At 47.9% G+C, this 24,683-nt stretch carries 20 protein-coding genes, 2 pseudogenes and 1 riboswitch; of the genes and pseudogenes, 16 read left to right on the top strand and 6 right to left on the bottom strand.

Translation table 11 applies throughout. The features are described from left to right. Positions 1-12: 12 nt before the first annotated feature. Positions 13-1,422: a DHA2 family efflux MFS transporter permease subunit gene (locus tag D479_RS04045; RefSeq protein ID WP_039870745.1), complete on the top strand. Its 1,410-nt coding sequence runs from the start codon at positions 13-15 to the stop codon at positions 1,420-1,422. Between the two features lie 47 nt (positions 1,423-1,469). Here the strand turns inward: D479_RS04045 and D479_RS04040 are convergent, their stop codons facing one another. Then, positions 1,470-2,213, bottom strand: a complete 744-nt coding sequence (locus tag D479_RS04040) for a gamma-glutamyl-gamma-aminobutyrate hydrolase family protein (RefSeq protein ID WP_008633960.1) — start codon at positions 2,211-2,213, stop codon at positions 1,470-1,472. 167 nt (positions 2,214-2,380) lie between these two features. Between D479_RS04040 and D479_RS04035 the strand changes: the two genes are divergently transcribed. The 5 genes from D479_RS04035 to D479_RS04015 all read left to right on the top strand — a co-directional run bounded on the left by D479_RS04035 (position 2,381) and on the right by D479_RS04015 (position 7,816). After that, positions 2,381-3,976 (top strand): glutathione ABC transporter substrate-binding protein, encoded by a 1,596-nt coding sequence (locus tag D479_RS04035; protein ID WP_008633958.1) that lies wholly within the window; start codon positions 2,381-2,383, stop codon positions 3,974-3,976. A gap of 79 nt (positions 3,977-4,055) precedes the next feature. Continuing rightward, positions 4,056-4,985: a nickel ABC transporter permease gene (gene nikB, locus D479_RS04030; RefSeq protein ID WP_008633956.1), complete on the top strand. Its 930-nt coding sequence runs from the start codon at positions 4,056-4,058 to the stop codon at positions 4,983-4,985. After that, a complete protein-coding gene (locus D479_RS04025; RefSeq protein ID WP_008633954.1) occupies positions 4,985-5,863 on the top strand; it encodes an ABC transporter permease subunit in 879 nt (292 codons plus the stop codon). The genes nikB and D479_RS04025 overlap by 1 nt, the downstream gene beginning before the upstream one ends. Positions 5,864-5,876: 13 nt before the next feature. Beyond that, positions 5,877-6,848: an ABC transporter ATP-binding protein gene (locus D479_RS04020; protein WP_039870743.1), complete on the top strand. Its 972-nt coding sequence runs from the start codon at positions 5,877-5,879 to the stop codon at positions 6,846-6,848. Continuing rightward, positions 6,845-7,816: a dipeptide ABC transporter ATP-binding protein gene (locus D479_RS04015; protein ID WP_008633950.1), complete on the top strand. Its 972-nt coding sequence runs from the start codon at positions 6,845-6,847 to the stop codon at positions 7,814-7,816. The genes D479_RS04020 and D479_RS04015 overlap by 4 nt, the downstream gene beginning before the upstream one ends. Positions 7,817-7,892: 76 nt before the next feature. On the opposite strand, the gene D479_RS04010 is transcribed toward D479_RS04015, so the two are convergent. Next, entirely contained in the window at positions 7,893-8,444 is a 552-nt protein-coding gene (locus D479_RS04010) for a flavodoxin family protein (RefSeq protein ID WP_008633948.1), read from the bottom strand. Between the two features lie 110 nt (positions 8,445-8,554). Here D479_RS04010 and D479_RS04005 point away from each other — a divergent pair. The 4 genes and pseudogenes from D479_RS04005 to D479_RS03990 all read left to right on the top strand — a co-directional run. Next, positions 8,555-9,447, top strand: a pseudogene (locus tag D479_RS04005) (LysR family transcriptional regulator). 90 nt (positions 9,448-9,537) lie between these two features. Next, a complete protein-coding gene (locus tag D479_RS04000; RefSeq protein ID WP_008633940.1) occupies positions 9,538-10,380 on the top strand; it encodes an aldo/keto reductase in 843 nt (280 codons plus the stop codon). 102 nt (positions 10,381-10,482) lie between these two features. Then, entirely contained in the window at positions 10,483-11,922 is a 1,440-nt protein-coding gene (locus D479_RS03995; RefSeq protein ID WP_008633938.1) for a protein adenylyltransferase SelO, read from the top strand. 166 nt (positions 11,923-12,088) lie between these two features. Continuing rightward, positions 12,089-13,435, top strand: a pseudogene (locus tag D479_RS03990) (alkaline phosphatase); the annotation flags it as partial. Between the two features lie 183 nt (positions 13,436-13,618). Here the strand turns inward: D479_RS03990 and D479_RS03985 are convergent. The 4 genes from D479_RS03985 to D479_RS03970 are packed head-to-tail and all read right to left on the bottom strand — an operon-like array spanning position 13,619 to position 16,824. Beyond that, positions 13,619-15,154, bottom strand: a complete 1,536-nt coding sequence (locus tag D479_RS03985) for a polyamine aminopropyltransferase (protein ID WP_008633932.1) — start codon at positions 15,152-15,154, stop codon at positions 13,619-13,621. Between the two features lie 22 nt (positions 15,155-15,176). Next, positions 15,177-15,599, bottom strand: a complete 423-nt coding sequence (locus D479_RS03980) for a DUF350 domain-containing protein (RefSeq protein ID WP_008633930.1) — start codon at positions 15,597-15,599, stop codon at positions 15,177-15,179. A gap of 23 nt (positions 15,600-15,622) precedes the next feature. Beyond that, positions 15,623-16,171, bottom strand: coding sequence for a DUF4247 domain-containing protein (locus D479_RS03975; RefSeq protein WP_008633928.1), 549 nt, complete (start codon positions 16,169-16,171; stop codon positions 15,623-15,625). A gap of 17 nt (positions 16,172-16,188) precedes the next feature. Further along, positions 16,189-16,824 carry a hypothetical protein gene (locus tag D479_RS03970; RefSeq protein ID WP_008633925.1) on the bottom strand — a complete coding sequence of 212 codons (636 nt, stop codon included), beginning with the start codon at positions 16,822-16,824 and terminating at the stop codon, positions 16,189-16,191. 202 nt (positions 16,825-17,026) lie between these two features. Next, positions 17,027-17,136: riboswitch (SAM riboswitch) on the top strand. 89 nt (positions 17,137-17,225) lie between these two features. Here D479_RS03970 and mmuP point away from each other — a divergent pair. The 6 genes from mmuP (at position 17,226) to D479_RS03940 (ending at position 24,601) form a co-directional block, all read left to right on the top strand. Beyond that, complete coding sequence (gene mmuP, locus D479_RS03965) at positions 17,226-18,632, top strand: S-methylmethionine permease (protein WP_008633923.1); 1,407 nt, start codon at positions 17,226-17,228, stop codon at positions 18,630-18,632. Positions 18,633-18,638: 6 nt separating this feature from the next. Further along, positions 18,639-19,547, top strand: coding sequence for a homocysteine S-methyltransferase (gene mmuM, locus D479_RS03960; protein WP_193743865.1), 909 nt, complete (start codon positions 18,639-18,641; stop codon positions 19,545-19,547). A 187-nt stretch (positions 19,548-19,734) separates the two neighbouring features. After that, positions 19,735-20,385 carry a GntR family transcriptional regulator gene (locus D479_RS03955; RefSeq protein ID WP_008633921.1) on the top strand — a complete coding sequence of 217 codons (651 nt, stop codon included), beginning with the start codon at positions 19,735-19,737 and terminating at the stop codon, positions 20,383-20,385. Positions 20,386-20,404: 19 nt separating this feature from the next. After that, positions 20,405-21,763, top strand: coding sequence for a 4-aminobutyrate--2-oxoglutarate transaminase (gene gabT, locus D479_RS03950; protein ID WP_008633920.1), 1,359 nt, complete (start codon positions 20,405-20,407; stop codon positions 21,761-21,763). A gap of 18 nt (positions 21,764-21,781) precedes the next feature. Continuing rightward, complete coding sequence (locus D479_RS03945) at positions 21,782-23,173, top strand: APC family permease (RefSeq protein ID WP_008633918.1); 1,392 nt, start codon at positions 21,782-21,784, stop codon at positions 23,171-23,173. A 15-nt stretch (positions 23,174-23,188) separates the two neighbouring features. Further along, positions 23,189-24,601 (top strand): NAD-dependent succinate-semialdehyde dehydrogenase, encoded by a 1,413-nt coding sequence (locus D479_RS03940; RefSeq protein ID WP_008633916.1) that lies wholly within the window; start codon positions 23,189-23,191, stop codon positions 24,599-24,601. Positions 24,602-24,683 lie beyond the last annotated feature (82 nt).

The raw sequence follows: 24,683 nt of genomic DNA, 5'->3' as shown, positions 1-24,683 counted from the left end.
GCATCGGAAGAAATGAATACATCAAAACAGGCCATAAAGCCGATGCCGATCATTATTTCACTTGTGGTCGCAGGCTTTGTGGGGCTGTTCAGTGAAACGGCGCTTAATATGGCGCTCAATAGTTTAATTACCACATTCGGGATCCAGGAAACGACCGTCCATTGGTTAACGACTGGATACCTGTTGACACTAGGAATTCTTGTTCCTATATCAGGTTTGATCCTGCAATGGTTTACGACGAGACAGCTTTTCACAGCATCTCTTATCCTGTCGATTATAGGAACATTAATTGCGGCACTGGCCCCGGTATTCGGAGTTCTTATGATCGCGCGGGTTGTTCAGGCAGCTGGAACGGCGTTGCTGCTTCCGCTTATGTTCAACACGATCCTTGTCATCATTCCACCGAAGAATCGCGGAAAAGTTATGGGAGTCATCGGGTTGGTGATCATGTTTGCGCCTGCTGTCGGTCCGACGTTATCCGGACTGATTCTTAACAATTTCACGTGGCATTGGATTTTCTGGTTCTCCCTGCCGCTATTAATCGCAGCGCTCTTGTTCGGTTTTGTTTATATGCAGAACGTGACAGAACCAACGAAGCCAAAAATTGACGCTCTGTCCATCGTTTATTCTACATTCGGATTCGGCGGAATCGTCTATGGCTTCAGCAGCACGAGCGAAGGATGGGGACATTTGGTCGTTGTCCTGCCGCTCATCGTCGGAGCGATCGGGCTTGCATTCTTCATTCATCGTCAACTGAAACTGGAACAACCGATCCTTGATTTGCGTGCGTTCCGTTATCCGATGTTCACCGTCGGTTTGATTATTATTGTCATTACAATGATGGTCATTCTATCATCTATGATTCTTCTTCCGTTGTATTTGCAGACTTCCCTTGCATTGACGACGTTTGCGGCAGGGCTGCTTCTGCTTCCTGGGGGAATTATCAATGGTTTGATTTCTCCGATCATGGGTGGATTATTCGACCGGTTCGGCCCTAAGTTCCTTGTCATTCCAGGGTTCGTCATCATTCTCGGAGCAATGCTTGGGTTTACGACTGTCGATATGGAAACGACATCCGCTTGGATTATCGGCCTTCATATCGTCATGATGATTGGTGTCTCCATGGTTATGATGCCGGCTCAGACCAATGGTTTGAACCAGCTTCCGGCTGATTTGTACCCGGATGGAACAGCTATCATGAATACGCTCCAGCAGGTTTCCGGTGCGATTGGAACAGCGGTTGCTATTTCTATTCTATCATCCGGAACCGCCCGTTTTATGAATACGGTCGACAATCCGGCTGATCCGATGAACCAGGTCCTTGGTTTCACCTCAGGGGTTCAAGGTGCTTTCTGGTTCGGTACGATTATTGCAGGGGTAGGTTTGATTCTTTCCTTCTTCATTAAACGTGTCAAAGTATAATGAAAAAAATCCATACGCCGCCCGGGCGTATGGATTTTTTCGTTTATTTACGGTGTCGGTTGTTTGGTGAGGGAGGCTTGGTTTACAAAATGATCGAATAGTCGCTGCATCCGCTCGTGTTTTTTTGTCATCATTTCCGGGTGCCATTGTACACCGATGACAAAAGCGGTGGTGTCTTCCATTTCAATTGCTTCGATAACGCCATCCGCTGCATAAGCGGTTGCTTTAAATCCCGGCGCCACCGTTTTGATCGCTTGATGATGGAAGGAGTTCGTCAACGTCGTTGTACCGAAGTGTTCGCGCATAAAGCTCTCCGGCTCTGTTTGTATGGTATGCGTCGCTTGTGCGGGCGTATGGACCTGGTCGTGTTTGAGAATATTCCCCTTCATGTAGGAGGTATCCTGATACATGCTTCCTCCATATACAGCGTTTAACAGCTGCACACCTCGGCAGATGGCAAATACGGGTTTACCCTGTCGGATCATTTCTATTGCCAGCACTCCCTCTGAATGGTCGCGCTCAGGGAAGGGAGATCCCTGCTTCGGTGACGGCTCTTCCTGATAAAGAAGAGACTGGACATCGTGTCCCCCGGAAAGGATAAGGCCGTCCATTGCCTGCGCCTGTGCTTTAACCGCTTCGTCATCTTCCAACACGGGAAGGATGAATGGAATACCTTCTGCGCGGAGGACAGACTGGACGTAATCGTTGTTAACATAGGCGCGGTCATAGCCTGGAAACCGCCCGCCCTGGTCGATTATAATACTTCCTGATATGCCTATGAGTGGTCTCATTTGTAATTTTTTCTCCTTTGTCTTCCTATTTATATAAAATTTTCTTTGACATAAAGATTTTTCTGTACTAAAATCCTAGTATTCTGGTATGGATTCCATACTATCGAATTATACGGAACATATTAGTAGGAATTCAAGAGAAAAAACGGAGAAAAGGGGAAAAGAAATTGAAATTATCACGTTTTTTATCGGTTCTCTCCCTTCTCCTTGTCCTTGTTATCGCCGGATGCGGTAACGGAGAAGGAGACGGGAATGGAACGGCAGACAGCAGTAAAAAAGCGGAGGCGCCTTCTAAGGAAGAAGGTTTGACCATTGCCGTAGACGGCAACTTCACGAGCATGGATCCGCATGATACGAACGACAACCAGTCCTATTCGGCGCAGTCCGCTGTGTACGAAGGGTTGCTCGGGTTCGATGAAGATTTGAACATCGTGCCGGTATTAGCAGAAAGCTATGAAGCAAATGAGAACTCTACGGAGTTTACCTTCCAACTGAAAGAAGGCATCACTTTCCATGACGGTACGCCTTTCAATGCGGAAGCGGTCAAAGCGAATATCGACCGGCTTGCCGACCCTGACAGTCAGTTGCGGAGAAGCTCTCTATTCGAGCTTGTCGACAGCACAGAAGTTCTCGGAGAATACGAAGTGAAAGTTACATTGAAAGAGCCGTTCGGCGCCATGCCGAACAACTTCGCCCATCCGGCTGCAGCAATGATCAGTCCGGAATCGATTTCAGAAAGCGAAGAGGAGATTGCCCGCAATCCTGTAGGAACAGGCCCGTTCCAATTCAAAGAATGGAAGAGCGGGGATCACCTGACTGTAGAGAAGTTTGATGATTACCGGGATCCGGAAGTTCCCAAAGTGGACCAGCTTGTATTCAAACCGGTTCCTGAAAGCGGCTCTCGTTCCGCAATGCTTCAGACAGGCGAAGCGGATTTCGTCTTCCCTGTTTCTACAAGCCAGGTGGATACATTAGAGAATCAAGCAGGTGTAACGGTGGAGAACAAGCCGTCTCTTGTCGTTAAGTATTTCTCTATGAATACCATGAAGAAACCGTTTGACGATCCAAAAGTTCGTCAAGCCATCAACTATGCAATCGACAAAGAAGCGTATGTCAATGTCATCTATGACGGCTATGCGACTGTTGCCGAGTCTTCCATTGCACCTGATACACAACACTACTCTGGTCAGGAAGTCTATGAATATGATCCGGAGAAAGCGAAAGAGCTGCTTGCAGAAGCCGGTTATCCGGACGGATTTGAAACGACGATCTGGGGCGGTACAAGTTCTGACAAGACAAAGATGATGCAGTTCTATAAACAGCAGTTGAGCCAAGTCGGTATTAAGCTGAACGTCGTCCCTATGGAAGGCGGTACACTTGGAGACAACATCTGGGGTGTCGAGAAGCCGGAAGATACGGAACTCGAGCTTTACAACGGAGGATGGTCTCCTTCAACAGCCGATGCAGATTGGGGACTTCGTCCGTTATTCAGCTCAGAATCTTTCCCGCCGGAGTCTTATAACACTTCCTATTATAAGAACGATCAGGTAGACGAGCTGTTGCAGAAGGCATTAAATACAGCCGATGATGATAAGCGTGCAGAGTATTATGCAGAGGCGCAGGAAATGATCTGGAACGATGCACCTTGGGTATTCCTTGCGGTTCCTGACCTGCTCTATGCTCATCAGGATTACGTGAAGGGGATTACTATGTTATCTTCCGGAGTCCTGGACTTGAAAAACGCTGAAATCGTATCAGAATAACTTCCAGAGGTTGAGCGCGGACAGCGCTCAGCCTCTTTACTGATTAAGAGAAGGAAACGAAAAATGAAGGAGGGAGAATATGCTTAAATACAGTATCAAGCGGATTCTCAGTATGATTCCGCTGCTTTTCATCATTTCCGTCATTGCATTTCTGTTCGTGCATTTGATACCGGGGGATCCCGCCAGATTGATAGCCGGAGCGGACGCCACTTTGGAAGAAATCGAGAATATCCGTGTGAAATATGGTCTTGATGCGCCCCTTTATCAACAATATTTGAACTATATGGCAAATCTGTTCCAAGGAGATTTAGGCACCTCGATCGTCAGCGGTGAACCTGTTCTGGATATGCTGAAGGAGCGTTTTGGTCCAACACTTACTCTTACGCTTGCCAGCATGTTCTGGGCGCTCTTATTCGGCCTTCTTATTGGAGTAGTTTCAGCAGTCAAACGTAATCGCTGGCAGGATCATCTCACCATGTTCCTTGCCGTTTCCGGTGTATCCATCCCTTCCTTTTGGCTGGGACTTATGTTGATCCAAGTCTTCTCTGTCCAGCTCGGATGGTTTCCAACAGGCGGCATCGGAGGGTTGGAATCTTACATTCTTCCATCGATTACACTCGGAGCAGGGGTGGCGGCCATTATCGCCAGGTTTACGCGGTCCTCGCTGATGGATGTTTTAAAAGAAGACTATATCCGTACCGGCCGTTCCAAAGGACTGTCAGAGTTCAAAGTCATTAATGGGCATGCACTTAGAAACGCCTTAATTCCCGTAGTGACCATGTCTGGACTCCAATTCGGATTCCTGCTCAGTGGATCCATTATAACCGAGACGATCTTCAGCTGGCCGGGGCTTGGAAGACTTCTGATCAACTCTATTACTGCTAGAGATTACCCGGTCATTCAATCGGAAATTCTATTATTCTCTCTTGAATTTCTATTGATCAACCTGCTTGTAGATCTCTTGTATGGTTTCTTGAATCCGAAAATTCGTTATGAGGAGGGGTCATAATGGTGGAATCAGCAGAACAACAGCAGACGGAGCAAAGAGTGACGCCCTTCCGGCAGTTTTGGAAATCATTTAAGAAACAGAAGGTTTCCTTTTTTGCGGGAATCTTCCTTTTATTCCTGTTTCTTATTGCGATCTTAGGACCGTATATTGCTCCATATGAACCCAATGAACCGGATTATAATCAACTGTTGTCTTCTCCGTCCATGGATCACCTTGCTGGAACGGACGATTTCGGTCGAGACATTTTCAGCCGGATTCTTCATGGAGCGAGAATATCATTAGCCGTCGGACTGTCTTCTGTTTTAATTGGTGCAGTTGTCGGTACCGCTCTCGGTATCATCAGCGGCTATTTCGGCAAGTGGATCGATAATGCCATTATGCGCATTATGGATGTCCTGCTCGCTTTTCCGGGGATGCTGCTTGCCATTGGAATTATCGCTATTCTCGGACCGGGGCTGTTTAATGTCGTCATGGCTGTAGCCATTTTCAGTGTGCCGGTCTTTGCGAGGATCATCCGGAGCACCACGCTCTCTATTAAATCGACGCTTTACGTAGAGGCGACGCAGTCTATCGGTGCATCCAGCTGGAGGATCATTTGGAAGCATATTTTCCCGGGGACTGTCTCGACGCTGATTGTATATTTCACGATGCGGATCGGTTCAGCAATCTTGATCGCTGCGGGGCTGAGTTTTCTCGGTCTTGGGGCTGATCCTTCCACACCGGAGTGGGGAGCCATGCTTAGTGACGGGCGTAACTATCTGAATGATGCTCCGCATGTCACGTTCTTTCCGGGGCTTGCAATTTTCTTGACCGTTCTTGCTTTCAATCTTTTAGGAGATGGATTACGGGATGCGCTCGACCCGAAAATCCGTGATTAAGGAGGAAGACGAAATGACAGAGCCAATTTTAACTATTAATCAGCTGCACACAAGCTTCCGGGTGGACGGAAAGATGATTCCAGCTGTAGAAGGAATCGATCTTACGCTGTATCCGGGGGAAATCGTCGGCCTTGTCGGGGAGTCCGGGAGCGGTAAGAGTGTGACCTCCTTATCCATTATGCAGCTGCTGGAAGATACACCGGGGGAGATTGTCGGCGGTGAAGTACTCTTTGACGGGAAGGATGTAGCGAAAGCATCCACCAGGGAGAAACGTAAACTGCGTGGAAACCGTATGTCGATGATTTTTCAAGAGCCGATGACTTCCTTGAATCCTGTTGTGAAAATAGGCAAGCAATTAGTGGAAGCGATTCTGGAACACCAGTCTCTCACGAAGCAGGAGGCGAAGCGTCATGCTGTTTCTATGCTGGAACAGGTCGGTATTCCGAGAGCAGCGGAAATCATGAAGGAGTTTCCCCATCAACTCTCAGGAGGAATGCGTCAGCGCGTAATGATTGCCATGGCTATGTCGTGTGATCCGGATTTGCTGATTGCGGATGAACCGACGACGGCGCTCGATGTAACGATTCAAGCTCAAATTCTCGATGTGATGAGGAACATGAGAAAAGAGCACGATACGTCTATCTTGTTCATTACGCATGATCTTGGTGTCATTGCAGAAATGTGTGACAGAGTTGCCGTCATGTATGCAGGAAGAATCGTAGAACAGGGAAACGTCATCGACATTTTTGAAAATCCTAAGCATCCGTACACACAAGGATTACTCGGGTCGATTCCGAAGCTTGGGGAAAGAAAAGATCGGCTGGATTCTATCCAGGGTCAGGTTCCTACTGTAGAGGACCGGCCTGAGGGATGTAAATTCGCTAACCGCTGTCCTTTCGCCTTTGAACGGTGCTGGAAAGAAGAGCCGCCTCTGTTCAACGGAGAGAATCGCTGCTGGCTTCATGAGGAGGAGGTGTCATCATGAATCAATCCTTACTGCAGGTAGAAGGACTGAAAAAGCATTTCGTAAGCCAGAAAGGTTTCAGGAAGCAATCCCGTCAAGTGGTAAAAGCGGTGGACGGAGTCTCTTTCGATATTAAAAAAGGGGAGACATTCGGTCTTGTCGGCGAATCCGGCTGTGGCAAATCGACGACCGGACGAATGATTATGCAGATGCTCACCCCGACGGAGGGCACGGTCACCTTTGATGGACAGCGGATGGACCAGCTTTCGGGTGGCGAACTGAAACAGGCGCGCAAAGACTTTCAAATGATATTTCAAGACCCCTATGCCTCGTTGAACCCAAGAATGACGGTAAGGGAAATTATTGGTGAGCCATTGATCGTTCACCAGCTCGCTAAGGGACCGGCCATCGATGCGAGAGTAAACGAATTGTTGGACACGGTCGGCTTGTCCAGGAAATTCGCCGATCGTTATCCGCACGAGTTCAGTGGGGGACAGCGACAGCGGATTGGAATCGCCCGGGCTCTGGCCGTCAATCCGAAGCTCATTATTGCGGATGAACCGGTTTCTGCACTCGATGTGTCCATTCAATCGCAAGTGTTGAACCTGATGAAGGATTTACAGCAGGAACTGGATTTGACTTATTTGTTCATCGCTCATGATTTAAGCGTTGTGGACTTCATTTCCGATCGGATCGGCGTCATGTATTTAGGGAAACTGGTGGAGGTAGGAGAGCGGGATGCGGTCATCCAAAACCCGCAGCACCCCTACACGAAGGCGCTGCTGTCTGCCGTACCGGTACCGGATCCGAAAGCGAAACGGGAACGGATCGTTCTGGAGGGAGACCTCCCGAGTCCATCCAATCCACCTTCCGGATGTCCTTTCCATACGAGGTGTCCATTTGCCTTTGATCGCTGTAAGGCAGAGGTTCCGGAGCTTCAGACGTCTGGAACTGGTCAAACGGCTGCTTGTCACTTGTTGGATCAATGATACAAAAACAAAAAGACCGCCTGGAGAATATCCAGGCGGTCTTTTTTGTGTGTTTTATCTGTTTAGAAATCATGGTTTACTTCAGAATCTGTTTGAACGTTTCGTTCCATAGATCCGCTTGATAGAGTGCCTCCTTGTCTGTGGTGATCTCGCCGGGCTTGTTTGCTTCTCCGATTAGATAGGAAGCAAAGGGGAGACCGACAAAATCAAAGATATGTTGGAACTGTTGGATCATTGGAAGACCTTTCGTGCGAGGAGAATCCCCTCCGACAGCGGCGACGTATGCCTGTTTCTCAGCCATTTTTGTCCGGAAATCACGGAAATCCGGATCTCTCATCGTCTGCGACCAACGATCAATGAAGAGCTTCATGGCAGCGGTCATACTGTACCAATAAATGGGGGTGGCGAAGAGTAGAATGTCTGCTTCCATGACACGTCTCATCAGTCCATCATAATCATCTTGTACACATGGAAATCCCTCTGCAGCGTGACGTCCGTCTATGACCGGCAGAATATGGTGGGCGTCTAATTCCATCCGGTCCACCTTCATACCGGCAATGATGCGTTCTGTTAAATACCTGGTATTTCCTTCCCTGCGTCCTCCACCGTATATAACGGCAAGTTTCATGATACTTCCCTCCTTGTATATTCCGTTTCCAGTGTATAATGAATGTGTTGAACATAAAAACGGATTATTATGATTGGAACGATCGGAATTTATGATTAAGGAGAATGATGATGGATTTCAAGCAGTTGCGGACATTTATAACAGCGGCTGAGATGCTGAATTTTACAAAGACGGCGAAGCAGCTTAATTTTGCTCAATCAAGTGTAACGGCACAGATAAAAGCATTGGAAGAGGAGCTGGATCAGCCTTTGTTTGAGCGTTTGGGAAGAAGACTGTTCCTGACAGACGCAGGGCATCGGTTCAAGGAATACGCGGATCAGCTTGTCCGAATATATGCAGAAGCAAAGGCTGTTGTGGGTGATGAGCATAAATTACAGAGGACGCTCGTCATAGGTGCACAGGAAAGTCAGTGCACCTATCGCCTGCCTCCCGTGCTGTCTGCCTTTAGAAAACACTTCCCTGAAGTGAAGGTAATATTCAAGCCGGCCCACTCCGAAGCGCGAGTGAGGGAAGAAATAAGGAACGGGACGCTGGATGTGGCCGTTCTGTTGGATCAAGAAAAATCAGCAGATCACTTAGTGACCGAAGCCTTCGGGAGGAAAAGTTGATGGTGGTGGCTGCTGCAGATCATCCTTTATCTGTGAAAAAGAAGGTAGGAGTGGATGAATTAGCAGACGAAACATTTCTGTTGACCGAGTCAGGCTGCTCTTACCGGGAGCTGTTGGAACACTCGTTTCACCAAGACGGATATTCTTTGTCCAACCTGTTGGAGTTTGGGAGCATAGAAGCCATCAAGCAGTGTGCCGTTGCGGGGTTGGGACTGGCTGCACTTCCAGAAATGGTAGTAGAGAAAGAGATCAGGGAGGGACGGTTGGTCGAACTTCCCTGGACAAAGGACATGCCTCCCCTATACACGCAGATAGCATGGCATAAAGAGAAGTGGATGTCAGTTCCGTTAAGCGGTTTTATTGATTTAACGAGAAAAACCTATTGTACTTCCTGAGCACATTCAACGGCAGAGACGGATGCATTATTTTGGATATATTTTCTTGTGGGTGATAAGGTGGTTTAAAATGGAAGGGAGTAGATGGTAATGAGTAATGGCTTTCCTGAAATAACACTGAATGATGGAATGAAAGTGCCGGCACTTGGTTTCGGTACATATGAACTGAACGGCAATAAGGGAGCGGAGGCAATCGGGAGCGCCATTCATGCAGGCTATCGGATGCTCGACAGTGCATACAACTATGAAAATGAAGGAACTGTAGGAGAAGCTGTCCGACGCTCTTCTGTATCGCGGGATCAGCTTTTGATTTCTTCCAAGCTTCCAGGCAGATACCACGAGTATGACAAAGCACTCACGACAATCCAGGAATCCCTCTACCGCGCGGGATTGGATTATTATGACTTTTATTTGATTCACTGGCCGAACCCGAAGCAGGACATGTATGTAGAAGCTTGGCAGGCGTTGATTGATGCAAAGAGATGGGGGCTTGTCCGCTCCATCGGTGTTTGTAACTTCCTGCCCGAACATTTGGAACGTCTGAAGAAGGAAACGGGAGTGCTTCCTAGTATCAATCAGGTGGAACTTCATCCTTTCTTTAATCAGGAAGAACAAAGGGCATTCCATGAAGAGCATACGATTGCGACTCAATCCTGGAGTCCGCTTGCAAGAGCCGGAAAAGTGATGGAGGAAGAAACGTTACAGGAAATCGCCTCCCATTATAACAAATCGGTGACGCAGGTCGTCCTCCGCTGGCATTACCAGTTAGGGGCCATAGCGATTCCACGTTCAACTTCACCGGCCCGTCAACGGGAAAACTGTGCAATCTTCGACTTTTCTCTGACGGATACGGAAATGAATAAGATTTCCTCCTTGTCCGTTCCGGATGGTCGAATGAACGACCAGGATCCTGCTGTCTATGAAGAGTTTTAAGGAAACAGGCGCACCTCCAAGGGTGCGCTTTTTTTATTGGGGTATGTTAGGATGGGCATACGAATGATAAGTAACGTAGGACACACTTATAAAGGAGATAACATGACACATTCCGATAAAGCAGGTTGGAATCTTTTTAACAGCTACTCAAAACTTCCCGGGGTGTTCTATGCCCGGCAGGCCCCGACACCGGTGGCGGACCCGAAGTTGGTCCTATACAATGAACCGCTGGCAGGAATTCTTGGACTGCATGATATACATGCAGAGCAGCTGTCAGGTAATGAGATACCTGAGGGTGCTCAACCTATAGCCCAAGCTTATGCCGGTCATCAATTCGGTCATTTTACCATGCTCGGTGACGGACGAGCCGTCCTTCTAGGGGAGCAGATGACTCCGGGGGGAGAGCGATGCGATATTCAATTGAAGGGGGCCGGTCCGACTCCTTATTCCCGGAGAGGAGACGGACGGGCGTCGCTTGGACCAATGCTCAGGGAATATGTGATCAGTGAAGCGATGCATGGACTGGGAGTGCCTACGAACCGCAGCCTGGCTGTTGTTACGACTGGTGAAACGGTGCAGAGGGAGACAGAATGGCCCGGAGCTGTACTTACAAGAGTAGCAGCCAGCCATCTGCGCGTGGGTACATTCCAGTATGCAGCAAAACAAGGAGATGCCGAACATCTTCGAGTGCTTGTACAGTATGCGACGGAGCGCCATTTTCCAGAGTTGGAAGCAGGAGATTACCTCGGTTTCTATAGAGAGGTGGTCCGGAGACAGGCGCAGCTGATTGCCCAGTGGCAGCTCGTCGGTTTCGTGCACGGCGTCATGAATACGGATAATATGACAATCAGTGGAGAGACAATGGATTATGGTCCATGTGCGTTTCTCGATATTTATAATCCGGATACCGTTTTCAGTTCGATTGATACAAGCGGCCGGTATGCCTATAAGAATCAACCGGCTATCGCGATGTGGAACCTGGCCCGTTTCGCAGAGACATTGATTCCTCTCCTTGACGAAAAGCAGGAAGCAGCAGTCGAAGAGCTCCAGGAGATCCTCAGTGGTTTTGGCTCGCTGTTTAAGGAGCATTGGCTCAATGGAATGCGCTCCAAGCTTGGACTGACTGAGAATCAGCAGCAGGATGAGCCTTTAATTGAGGACCTGCTTGATATTATGGAGAAGAATAAAGCTGATTACACGGAAACGTTCCGCTTATTAACACAGGATAGGATGGAGGAGTCCTCTTTGAGGGACACCACTGCTTTCACGCAGTGGTATAAACAGTGGCAGGCTCGCCTGGACAGCCAGGCAGCATCCAAGACGGAAGCATATGAAACGATGAAGCGGACAAATCCCGCTCTTATTCCGCGTAACCACCTTGTAGAAGAAGCGTTGGCTGCGGCCGTATCGGAAGAGGACTACGGTCCGGTAAAGAAACTCATCCGTCTCCTTTCTGATCCATACGCTTATTCAGAGGAACAAATCGAATACGCTGTGATCCCTGTCCCGCCCGGACCCTATCAGACCTTTTGTGGGACGTAAATAGGTATCTATTGCAAGAAGCATGTAGTTAATTACATGCTTCTTTTTTTTACGATGTTTTAACAGACGGTTATTTTTCTATTTACAATCAAACCCTAGTATGGGGGATGGGAAAACAATACATATGGAGGGTTGTACTATGGGTAACAAGCAAGTGCATAAATGGATGATGGCAGCTGCGGTGTCGGCTATGGTTTTTGGTTCGTCCGCCAACTACATAAACGCTGAGGAACAGAAGGTTGAAAAGCCTAAGAATATCATTATGATGATTGGTGACGGAATGGGTACTTCGTATACTACCGCCCATCGGTATATGAAAGATAATCCAGAGACGATGGAAGTCGAAAGTAATCTCTTCGATCCATATCTAGTTGGAATGCATGATGTATCGTCATTGGACAAGTACTACGATGGAGGCGCAGAAGATGAAAAAGAAAGCATTACCGATTCTGCCGCAGCCGGTACGGCTATGTCTTCCGGTGTGAAAACCTATCACGGTGCCATCGGCGTTGATTTGGAGCATAAGGAGACCAAAACGGTGTTGGAGGAAGCAAAGGAGCTTGGTAAATCCACTGGACTTGTAGCGACGGCTCAAATTAACCATGCGACACCGGCTGCTTATGCCGCACACAACGTTTCCCGGGAAAATTATAATGAAATTGCTGATGATTATTATGATGAAAAAATAAATGGTGAACATAAAGTCGATGTCCTGCTCGGCGGGGGAACAGACTTCTTTGCTCGGGAAGACCGTAATCTGACAGAGGAATTTAAAAAGGATGGATACGATTATGTAACCACAGCTGATGAGCTGGCAGCTGCGGATGGAGAGCAACTTCTAGGCCTGTTCGCACCAGTTGGGTTGGATTATGCCATCGACCGGCCGAAAGAACAACCTTCGTTGGCTGAAATGACGACGAAAGCGTTGGATACTTTGGGTAAAAACGACGAAGGGTTTTTCCTGATGGTGGAGGGAAGCCAAGTAGACTGGGCAGGTCATGATAATGATATTGTAGCGGCTATGAGTGAAGTGGAAGACTTTGAACAGGCTCATAAGAAAGCAATTGAGTTCGCTCAGAAAGATGGGGAAACGCTTGTCATTACGACCGCTGACCATTCTACAGGAGGCATGACTGTAGGGGCAGGTGGTCCTTACAACTGGGATGCAGAACCTGTCAAAGCGGCGAAACATACGCCTGACTATATGGCTCGTCAAATCGTGGAAGATGGAGCAGACGTGGAGAAGACCCTGCAGGAGAATATCGGGTTTGATGTGACAGAAGAAGAAATCGCATCTGTTGAGAAAGCGATAGAGTCCGCATCCGGCGATGATCGAGTGATGGAAGTAGACAACAGTATTGAAGCTATCTTCAACGAAAGATCTGGAACTGGATGGACGACGGATGGCCATACAGGAGAAGACATTCCTGTTTATGCCTATGGACCCGGTGCAGATTTGTTCACCGGTCAAATAGATAACACAGATCATGCCAAAAACATTTTCCAGCTCATGGATAAGTCCTCTGAAGCAGAAGAAGGCGGAGAGCTTGCGGATACAAGTGCAGCTTATCCGGCGGGGATAGTGCTCGGTGCCGTAATAGCCGGTGCAGGTGGAATCCTGTTGTTTCGCAGACGTCAAATGAATAAAGCATGAATCAAAAAAGCCAGCCTCCCGGGCTGGCTTTTTTGCAGCATCTTAGTAATTTTCCCACGCTTCCTGATACAGCTGTATCAGGTTTGGACGATTGAGACTGTTGACGGGGATATCGAATGTCTTTCCCTTCTCTTCAATGACTTCGTCCGTGTCATTACCAAACTCAAATAGAGAAGGGGCGACTTCCTCATTGAGAAATTTTAAATCAAGTCCATCGAAACCCAACTTGTCAATAGATATCGGCTCTCGGGAGGCCAGAGTGAATCCCCAGTTTCCGAAGCTTGGAACGTCTAGATGATAATTGGCGGTTTCAAGGCCTGTGGCTTGTACCGTTTTGTTAATGGTCCAGTACACTTTGGTCGCAAAAACCGGACTCGTTGATTGGATACTCACTTTCCCGCCTGGTGACAAGTGGTTCCGTACAAGGGAGTAGAACTCCTTCGTGTACAGCTTGTTGAGGCCTTCATCGTTGGGATCCGGCAGATCGCCAAGGATAACATCATAAAGCTCCTTAGAATCGCGCAAGTATTGGAAGGCATCTTCATGAATGACCTGAACACGGCTATCTTTCAAGGAACCTTCATTCAGTCGGAGCAGCTCATGGTTGGTGTTGGCAAGGTCCGTCATGGCAGGGTCGAGGTCGACCAGGGTAATCTGTTCCACGTCTTCATGCTTCAATACTTCCCGGACAGCAAGACCATCGCCTCCACCGAGAATCAGAACCGAGCGCGTTTGATCGGCAAGCGCCATCGGAATGTGGACGAGCGCTTCGTGGTAACGGAACTCGTCACTTTCTGCGAACTGCAGCTGTCCGTTCAAGAACAGCCGTACATCTCCCGGTTCCTTGGTCAAAATGATCTTCTGATACTTTGTTTCTTCTGTGTAAACGATCGGGTCTGCGTAAGATTTCTGCTCAAAGACACTGGCATACTTCTCTCCAAATAAGAATCCCGCGACAAGCAGCAGGAGAATGAGGAAGCCGGCCGCTTGGTGGACTTTGGGCCTGGACATCTCTTTTCGGAACCTTAATGTGATGAACAGAGCGACAATCGCATTGATCATGGCAATGAAAAAGGCAGTATTGATCAGACCGAGCAGAGGACGCAGGACGAGAGCGAATCCTACGGACCCGATCAGACTGCCGGCATAATCAAAAAACAGCACCCTCGCTGTGCTTTTACTTATATCTTCACGGATTTCCTGAACCCTTCGTATCAGGATCGGGAGCTCCAGACCTGTCAGAAACCCGGTCAAAGATATGACGGTGTACAAGTAGATCTGGGCAACGCCGTCATCGAAGTAAGCAGTGAAAAAAAACAATCCAAAGACGGAAAAGCCCCCGACGAGAGCGATCAAGTACTCTGCCTGAACGAAGCGGGTGACGAGCCAATTCTTCAGTTTTTCACTCAGGGCTGCTCCGATTCCCATGGCCATCATGAACAGCCCGATGGTTATACAGTAATAAAGAACGCTGTCCCCGAATAAGTAGCTGCCTGCAGCACCATAAAGAACTTGGAAGACGATTCCGCAGATTGAAACGATTCCTGATGACAGATAAAGATACTTTTGTGCGTTCACGGTTGGTCCTCCTTTATTCTTCTTATGTAATGCTTCCTGCTACGGCAAAACCGATGAAGATACTGACAGATGCCGCTACAAGGCCGACAGCGATGTTGTTTTTCTTTATTTCCTCTTCCGCTTTGAACGGAGTGATCCACTCGAACAAATAGTAGCCGGCAATCATCAACAGAAAGCCGATGAAGATCCAGATAGAGGCGCTCCAAATACTTAAATTGTGGGCAATAGAAGATTCTGTAATGATACCTAGACCGATCAACTTCCCGGCGAACTGAGAAGCGACAGCGACGTTGCCCTTCAGCAGCTCTTCTTTATCGTTATAAGGGGTGAATTTTTCAAAGATGGCCATACAAATTCCTGCCAGGACAAGCATGACGATCCAATACAGCAAGGTCAATAGAAGGTCATAAACATTCAGTACTTCCGAAATATCGAATTCAAACATGGTTTTTCGCTCCTGTTCTTTTGTTATTTTCCTGCTCCGGGGCCGCCGCCGCGGACACCGGAGGATGTGCTGGATGACTGGCGTACGGATGGACTGCTCCCGGCATTTTTCACATAACTTCCGCCGCTTCCGCCGATATACCCTGTATAAAAGAAGCCGCCGCGGTTATCAAGGTCTATAGCATAAACCTCTTCTGCTTCCTCTTCTATGCCGTAGTCCGAAAAGAAATCACTATCATAATTGTTCCGGACGAATTCTTTATCCGATACTTCGATGATGGTATCTTCTTCTTTCTGGGTGTCCTGATAGACCTGCACGAGGTAATCGTCGTAGAGCATTAAATCACGACCGTCTTTGGAGGCTTTATGTACGGCCTCTTCAGAGTCGGTGATGCCGGCTGCCACTTTCTCCGGCTTCTGATCATAAGCGCGGAAGATTTCCGATTTGTTGCCCACATCATCGTATACGATATCCTCCATTGGGTATTGATCCCCGACTGCATCCACTACGTTGGAGCATGCCGTCAAACACAGCAGGCCGAGCAGAATAACCGGGATGGATTTGAGTTTCATACTCTTCATCTCCTGTTTTATTCATTTTCTAGAGGGCGTAGCATTAAGGAATTCAAGCGCCAGTGTGTTTCCTTCATACTGGACTGCCAATGTGGAGGGTAGTCTCCCTGCACCTCGAAGCGATCGGTATACGTCCGGTCTTCATCATCCGTGATGACTCGTTCCAATTCGAAGGAGAAGGTTACCCACACATCATATTGGAAGGTCGCCCATTCCACCCCGTGATCGGTTTCGGTGCTGAGCGGGCTCACCGGCTGTTCATCCAAATAAGATTGAAATTGCTTGTTCCGTACGGTGTAATGGACATCTGTGATGTGCTCCGGATCGACTTCTTTGTTCATATAAACGTCACGAAGAGCGGTTTCATAAACCCGTTCATACAAAAAATAGGCATCCAAAGCACCCCAATTTTGATTGTCGATCTCGTTTAACGCAGCTATCGTATGAGTGAGAAAAGCAACTTCAGTAGGCTCATAGTCTTCATCTGTGATGTAGGTATCCATTGATACAGTCAGGTTGTCGGGTTTCTCTGAATCTCCTTCTCCATAGACATCAATTTCTCCCGGCATGAACATACCAATGAGCACGAGCAGTGCGAATATGGAGCCGATGACGATTCCTGATATTTTTAGTATTTTTATGAAGGTTTTCATTGTCTATCACCTCCTCAGAAAGGGAACGGAACGTGAGTGTTAAGGCAATTTCATCCATTTTAACCACTCTCATTATACGTTCCTATGAATCTAGAAACAACAAAATTCGAGGATATTCGGAACATTCAAGTTGCAGCGTAATAATAAAATTCAGCGTTGACATTTTTTATTTGCGTTGTTAGAGTATTTAAAAAATACATATTTCTTATCCAGAGAGGTGGAGGGACTGGCCCTTTGAAGCCTCAGCAACAGGTCTGAATGCAGACACTGTGCTAATTCCAGCGGGTGTTGAATAACCCTGATAGATAGGAGCTTCCTTTTATTTGTCGGTAAACGCACCCGCTCCAGGGTGCGTTTTTTTATGTATTTTTAGATGAAGAGAAAGTGGAGGGGAAGAGAAAATGGAACAGAACTTCAAAAGAGAAATGAAAACACGCCACCTTGTGATGCTGTCACTCGGTGGAGTCATCGGAACCGGGCTGTTCCTCAGTTCCGGATACACCATCCAGCAGGCAGGACCATTCGGGACGGTGCTTGCCTATTTGATTGGTGCGTTGGTCGTTTACTTAGTGATGCTCTGTCTTGGTGAGTTGTCTGTACATATGCCGGAGACTGGTGCGTTTCACAGTTATGCCGCGAAGTATATCGGTCCGGGAACGGGGTTTACGGTTGCCTGGCTTTACTGGCTCACCTGGACAGTGGCGCTGGGATCGGAATTCACAGCTGCCGGACTGATGATGCAGCGGTGGTTCCCGGATATAAGTGTATGGATATGGAGCGCTTTATTCGCGATTTTGATCTTCGGATTGAATGCATTCACCGTGAAGTTTTTTGCAGAATCAGAGTTTTGGTTTTCTTCTGTCAAAGTCATCGCTATTTTTCTATTTATTCTACTTGGTCTGGCCGGAATTTTCGGTATTGTGCCGCTTGCAGATTCTGAACCAGCTCCGTTCTTTTCTAATTTCACAGAAGCTGGTTTGTTTCCGAATGGGGCTTTCGCCATCTTAATGACGATGCTGGCGGTCAACTTCGCATTCTCCGGTACAGAGTTGATCGGTATTGCGGCGGGAGAAACGGTCGATCCCGCGAAAACAATCCCGAAAGCCATCCGGACGACGCTCGTACGGCTCATTCTTTTCTTTGTAGGAACAATTATTGTGCTTTCCGCGCTGCTTCCGAGTTCGGAAGCCGGAGTCATTGAGAGTCCTTTCGTTGCCGTTTTGGAAAGAGTCGGTGTTCCATTTGCCGCAGATATCATGAACTTCGTCATCATCACGGCTATTTTGTCTGCAGCGAATTCAGGGTTATATGCCTCCTCCCGTATGCTGTGGTCTCTCGCGGATCGGAAGACGATCTCTCCGAAATTCGCGAAAATGACGAAGAAAGGCATTCCGCTGAACGCCATCTTATTCAGCATGCTTGGTGGGGGACTGGCTCTGTTGTCCAGCATCATTGCGCCCGATACCGTCTATATCGTGCTGGTATCGATTTCAGGACTTGCAGTCGTTATCGTATGGATGAGCATCAGTCTTGCTCAATTTAATTTCCGGCGGGCTTATGTGAAAGCTGGGAACAAGGTGGAGGACCTGGGATACCGGGCGCCGCTTTATCCATTGGTGCCGATCGCATCGTTCCTGCTCTGTCTTGCCGCCTGCATCGGAATCGCCTTTGATCCGACACAGCGGATCGCCCTGTATTGTGGAATTCCATTCATCATCCTTTGTTATGCAGGGTATTATCTGTCACAATCCAAGAAGAAACGGAGAGTAGAACATGTCGAACAAAATCAACAAGCGCAATCCTATTAAACAACTATTGGAAATAAAAAAACGATTATTCTCGATGGGGCGTTGGCGACAGAATTGGAGACATACGGCTTCGACCTTGATGATCCACTTTGGTCCGCCCGTGTGCTGCTTGAGAATCCGGATGCTATCCGTAAGGTTCATGCCGATTATTTCCGTAATGGTGCGGATATTGCCATCACCGCTAGTTATCAAGCAACCATTGATGGGTTTAAGCAGCGGGGGATCGACGAAGATAAGGCGCGCACATTAATTAAAGATACCGTTCGCCTGGCACAGGAAGCACGCTCGGATGTCTGGAGGGAAGCGGATGACAGAGCTTATCCTGTCGTTGCAGGTTCGGTTGGCCCTTATGGCGCCTACCTTGCTGACGGCTCAGAATATATCGGGAACTATGGTGTCACGGATGAGCGGCTGAAAGAATTTCACCGTCCCAGAATAGAAGCGCTCATCGAAGCGGGTGCCGACGTGCTTGCCTTTGAAACGATTCCTTCCCTCCAGGAGGCGGAAGTACTGACGGAATTATTGGGCGAGTATCCGGGCGCCAGTGCGTGGCTTTCCTTTTCCTTGAAGAATGGCAGCCAAATCAGCGATGGAACGGAATGGAGACGTTGTATAGATGTGATCGAAGGGAGGGAGCAGGTGGTAGCAGTCGGAGTGAACTGTGCTCCGATTCCTGATGCGACAGAGGCAGTCGGCCATATCCGCGCTCTTACAGATAAGCCGATTATTTTATACCCGAATTCGGGAGAAACATACGATCCCGACACAAATGACTGGTACGGAGAACGTTCCTGCCAGCGTTTCGATGAGCAGTCCGATCGGTGGGTGGAAGCCGGGGCAACGATCATAGGAGGCTGTTGTCGTACGACTCCTGATCACATTCAATCGCTGGCAAGGCGCTGGCAGAATAGGTAAAAAGAGAAAGGCCTTTCTGATTGGAAAGGTCTTTTTTTTATGTGTAAAAAGCACTAAACAAGCAGATGAATTTTTATGCAATAATCACTAAATTCAGAAAATTATGTGGAAACTTTGTGAATTTTAAGATAACATGTTGTTAGAAGTAAATTGTATACAATCTTCGAATACAATGGTGGGATGCAAAATGAGTAGTAGTGAAGAGAGAGCATATGAAAAGGTGAAACGTGCCATTATGCTGAAACGGCTTGTTCCGGGACAGCGAATTACGGAAGATTGGGTAAGTAAAGAGTTAAATATGAGCAGAACTCCGATAAGAGCTGCTTTCAAGCGATTGGAAAGTGAGAAATTGATAGAACTGGTTCCCAATAAGGGGGCGATTGTTTACAAACCGTCCAACAAAGAGCTTCGGGACGTTTTTGAACTGAGAATTGTTTTAGAAACTTATGCAGCGAGACTTGCGGTTCCTAATCTGGATGATGCTCATCTGGAACAGCTTGAAATTCTACTTTCCGATGAACTGGAAACCTACAAGTCCAAGAATTTCGAGGAATTCCTTCGGGTCAATGGTTTGATCCATACGTTCTTATCCGAGGTATCCGGCAATGAATTCCTTCTACAGGAAGTCGACAAGTTGAATCAGTGGTCGGACTGTTATTTAATCCTCCGAGATGAATTTTACTCGACACCAATGGATGAGGTTAAATCAATTCCCGAACATCGGGTGATATTCGAACATCTGCAGGAGAGGGATTCTGAAGCAGCGGAGGCAGCAATTCGTAACCATTTGCTCTCGACACTGAGTGATTTGTCTGAACGAACATCGGTTTTCTATTAATTAAAAGGAGTGGTTAAACATGTCTAAGCACGTATCTATCCAAACAAACATCCCAGGTCCAAAAGCGAGCGAGCTGCTGGAACGCCGTCATCAAGTAATTCCTGATTCAGTAAGCTACGGCATTCCAACATTTGCACAGAAAGCGGAAGGAGCCAAAATCACGGATGTGGACGGTAATACATTCATCGACTTTGCAGGTGCGATCGGTACGATCAACGTCGGCCACTGTCACCCGAAAGTAAAAGAGGCACTCCATGATCAAATTGAAAAATTCATTCATACCGGATTCAATGTAATGATGTATGAACCGTACGTCGCTCTTGCTGAAAAATTGACACAGCTTGCTCCTGGATCTCATAAGAAGAAGGTGCTTTTGCAGAACAGTGGTGCAGAAGCTGTAGAAAATGCCGTTAAGATTGCTCGAAAATATACTGGCAGACAAGCCATCGTCACATTTGCCAATGCGTTCCACGGGCGTACGCTGATGACGATGTCCATGACGAGCAAAGTAAAGCCGTATAAATATGAATTCGGTCCATTCGCACCGGAAGTGTACAAGGCTCCTTTCCCGTACAGTTACCGCCGTCCTGAGGGAATGTCAGAAGAGGCTTATATCGATTTCATGATCGAACAGTTCCATGATTTCTTCCTGAAAGAAGTCGCACCGGAAACAATCGCTGCTGTATTTATGGAACCTGTCCAGGGAGAAGGCGGCTTTATCGTACCGGCGAAGCGTTTCGTCCATGCGGTCAAGCAGCTTTGTGAGGAGCACGGTATTTTGTTCGTGGCAGATGAGATCCAGACGGGATTCGGAAGAACGGGCAGCTATTTTGCTTCTGAGCATTTTGGTATCACTCCGGACTTGATCACGGTTTCGAAATCATTGGGTGCCGGTATGCCGATCAGTGGAGTCATTGGACGTCAGGAAGTCATGGATGCTGCCGGTCCGGGAGAACTTGGAGGTACGTACAGTGGTAACCCGGTTGCCTGTCAAGCAGCCCTTGCGGCGATTGATGTCATTGAAGAAGAGGGCTTGAACGAGCGTGCTGTCGAAATTGGTGCAACGGTTAAAGACAGGTTCACCAAGCTTGCAGAAGAATTTGACTGCATCGGTGATATCCGCGGTCTTGGAGCTATGGTGGCTGTAGAGATTGTCAAAGACCGTACGTCGAAAACACCGGATAAAGCACTTGCGTCTGAAATTATTTCAAAAGCTCAACACAGCGGTTTGCTGGTACTTGGTGCAGGAGTCTATGGAAATGTCGTCCGCTTCCTGATGCCGCTCGTCATTACGAATGAAGAATTGAACGAAGGGTTGGATATCCTGCGTGACGCAATGGAGTCCGTGTTGGAAAAGAAGACGGAATTTTCGGTATAAAATAAGGGGGGATGCTTAATGGAAGATAAGAAATTAAAGAAGGTATTATCGTCCTTTGATCTGTTGTTTCTGGCTCTCGGTGCGATGCTCGGCTGGGGATGGGTCGTTCTTTCAGGTACCTGGATCACGTCGGCAGGTTCGCTAGGGGCGGTCATTGCCTTTATCATTGGTGGGTTCCTGGTCATCTGTGTCGGCTTGAATTATGCGGAATTAGCTTCGGCGATGCCTAAAGTAGGCGGCGAGCACGAATATGTCCACAGGGCACTTGGCAAGAAAGCATCGTTCGTTGCTTCGTGGGCAATTACGCTCGGATATATTTCGGTAGCGACTTTTGAAGCAGTTGCACTACCCACCGTTATCGACTACCTGCTTCCTGACTACCAGGCCGGCTATCTATGGACGATTGCCGGTTGGGACGTGCACCTGAACTGGGTACTCATCGGTTCACTAGGAGCCGTCATTATCACAGCAATCAACTTTATAGGTCTAAAGCAGGCAGCGGTTCTGCAGACGGTGTTTACCTTAATGATTGTTGCTGTCGGACTTGTGCTGATTTTCGGATCCGCTGCCTACGGAGAACCTTCCAACCTTTCGCCTTTATTTGAAGGTGGAGCGGGTGGCATTATGACTGTGCTCGTCATGGTTCCTTTCTTATTTGTCGGTTTTGATGTCATTCCTCAAGTAGCAGAAGAAGCGAACCTCCCCAGACGGAAAATCGGTTCCTTCCTTATTATATCTGTCATTGCAGCCATTGTATTTTATTTGGCGATCGCCCTCGGTGTAGGCCTTGCGCTGAGTCCGGAAGAACTTGCCGTTTCAGAACTTGCTTCTGCCGATTCTATGGCAGCTTTGTTCGGATCTGAACGTTTCGCCCAAATCTTGATTCTCGGTGGTGTAGCAGGTATTGTCACGAGCTGGAACTCCTTTGTCATCGGCGGCAGCCGGGTTCTTTATGCGATGGCTGAATCAGGAATGATACCACAATGGTTCGGTAAACTGCACCCTAAATATAAAACACCTTCCAACGCCGTTCTGTTCATCGGTATTCTATCTGCGCTTGCTCCACTCCTTGGGCGATCTGCCCTGGTCTGGATTGTCGATGCCGGTGGCCTTGGCATTGTTGTCGCCTACTTCCTTGTCGCTATGTCCTTTATTCTATTAAGGAAGAAAGAACCGAAAATGGAGCGTCCGTTCCGCGCTGGTAAATCTCCGGTGTTCGGGTATTTAGCTTTAATACTTAGTCTTGGTTTCATCGTCTTGTACCTGCCTGGAATGCCTGCTGCTCTTATCTGGCCGTATGAGTGGATCATGGTCGGCGGCTGGGCGCTTATCGGTGCGTACTTCTTCATTCAGATGAATCGTGGGACTTACGAAAAGAAAAATGCTACTATTCAGAAGAAAGCACTTTAGAAAGGGGTATTCCAGTTGAATCTTATTGTGAACGGGAAAGAATGGACCTCAGAGAAGACGATAGAAGTAACGAATCCTTACACACTGGAAGTGATCGATCACGTTCCGGATGCGGGAGAGAAAGAAGCGCAGGAGGCGGTGGATGCCGCCCATGCTGCTTTTCTTAAATGGAAGAAGACGACCGCCTATGAGCGTGCTGAATTTTTGATGCGCTGGCATCAACTGATAGAAGCTCATAAAGAAGAGTTAGCGGAAATCATGACGAAAGAGCAGGGAAAGCCGCTGAAGGAAGCAGCCGGTGAAATCGGTTATGCGAACAGCTTCCTTGCCTGGTATGCAGAAGAAGGGAAGCGTATCTACGGTGAAACGATTCCCGCTTCGAGCAGGGACAAGCGCATTCTTGTCCAAAAACAGCCTGTCGGAGTCATGGCAGCCATTACGCCATGGAACTTCCCGGCAGCTATGATTACAAGAAAAGTGGCGCCGGCAATCGCTGCAGGCTGTACCGTCCTGATCAAACCGGCAGAGCAGACGCCTCTGACTGCGATTCGTCTGGTGGAGCTGGCTCAGGAAGCGGGAGCGCCGGAAGGAATTATTAATATCCTTACAGGAGATGCTGCGACCATCAGCGATGTATGGTTATCTGATTCCCGCGTACGTAAACTTTCTTTCACAGGGTCGACAGAGGTTGGAAAGCTCTTGATGCGTAAGTCGGCGGATACGATGAAGCGTATCTCACTGGAGCTCGGCGGTCAGGCTCCATTCGTCGTTCTTGCGGATGCGGATCTTGATAAGGCAGTGGAAGGCGCAGTGGCATCAAAATTCAGAAATGCTGGACAAACTTGTGTCTGCTCCAACCGTTTCTATGTGCATGAATCTGTATTGGATGAATTTACAGAGAAATTGAAAACCGCTGTTGAGCAGCTGAATGTGGGAGATGGCCTCGACCCTGATACGGACATCGGTCCGCTTATTGATAAAGACGGTTTTGATAAGGTCAATAAGCACATCCAGAATGCTCTGGATAATGGAGCAACGCTTGTAACAGGCGGATCTTCGCAATCGGATAAGGGGTATTTCGTTGAACCGACCGTGCTTGTTCATACGACGGATGACATGATCTGTATGAAGGAGGAAACGTTCGGGCCTGTGCTTCCGATCGCTTCTTTCTCTGATGAAGAAGATGCGATTCGCCGTGCAAACGAGTCTCCATTCGGTTTGGCCGGATATCTGTACACAGAGAATTTCTCCAAAGCGATGCGTCTTTCTGAGGAATTGGACTATGGTATTGTCGGGTTAAATGATGGACTTCCATCTACGGCTCAAGCACCGTTCGGCGGGTTTAAGGAAAGCGGACTCGGTCGAGAAGGCGGTCACTTCGGTATTGAAGAATACTTAGAAACGAAATATATCTCTATCGGACTATGATAAAAAGCCGTCCCTGCTAAGGGGCGGTTTTATCATTTGCGGGTTTTATTTTTTCTTCGGCTGTTATCCAATTAATACCTTT

Origin of the sequence: Halobacillus sp. BAB-2008 (genome assembly GCF_000328325.1) — a bacterium.
Classification (GTDB): domain Bacteria; phylum Bacillota; class Bacilli; order Bacillales; family Halobacillaceae; genus Halobacillus.
The sequence above is the reverse complement of the archived record's forward strand: the minus strand, read 5'-3'. Positions and strand labels throughout refer to the sequence as shown.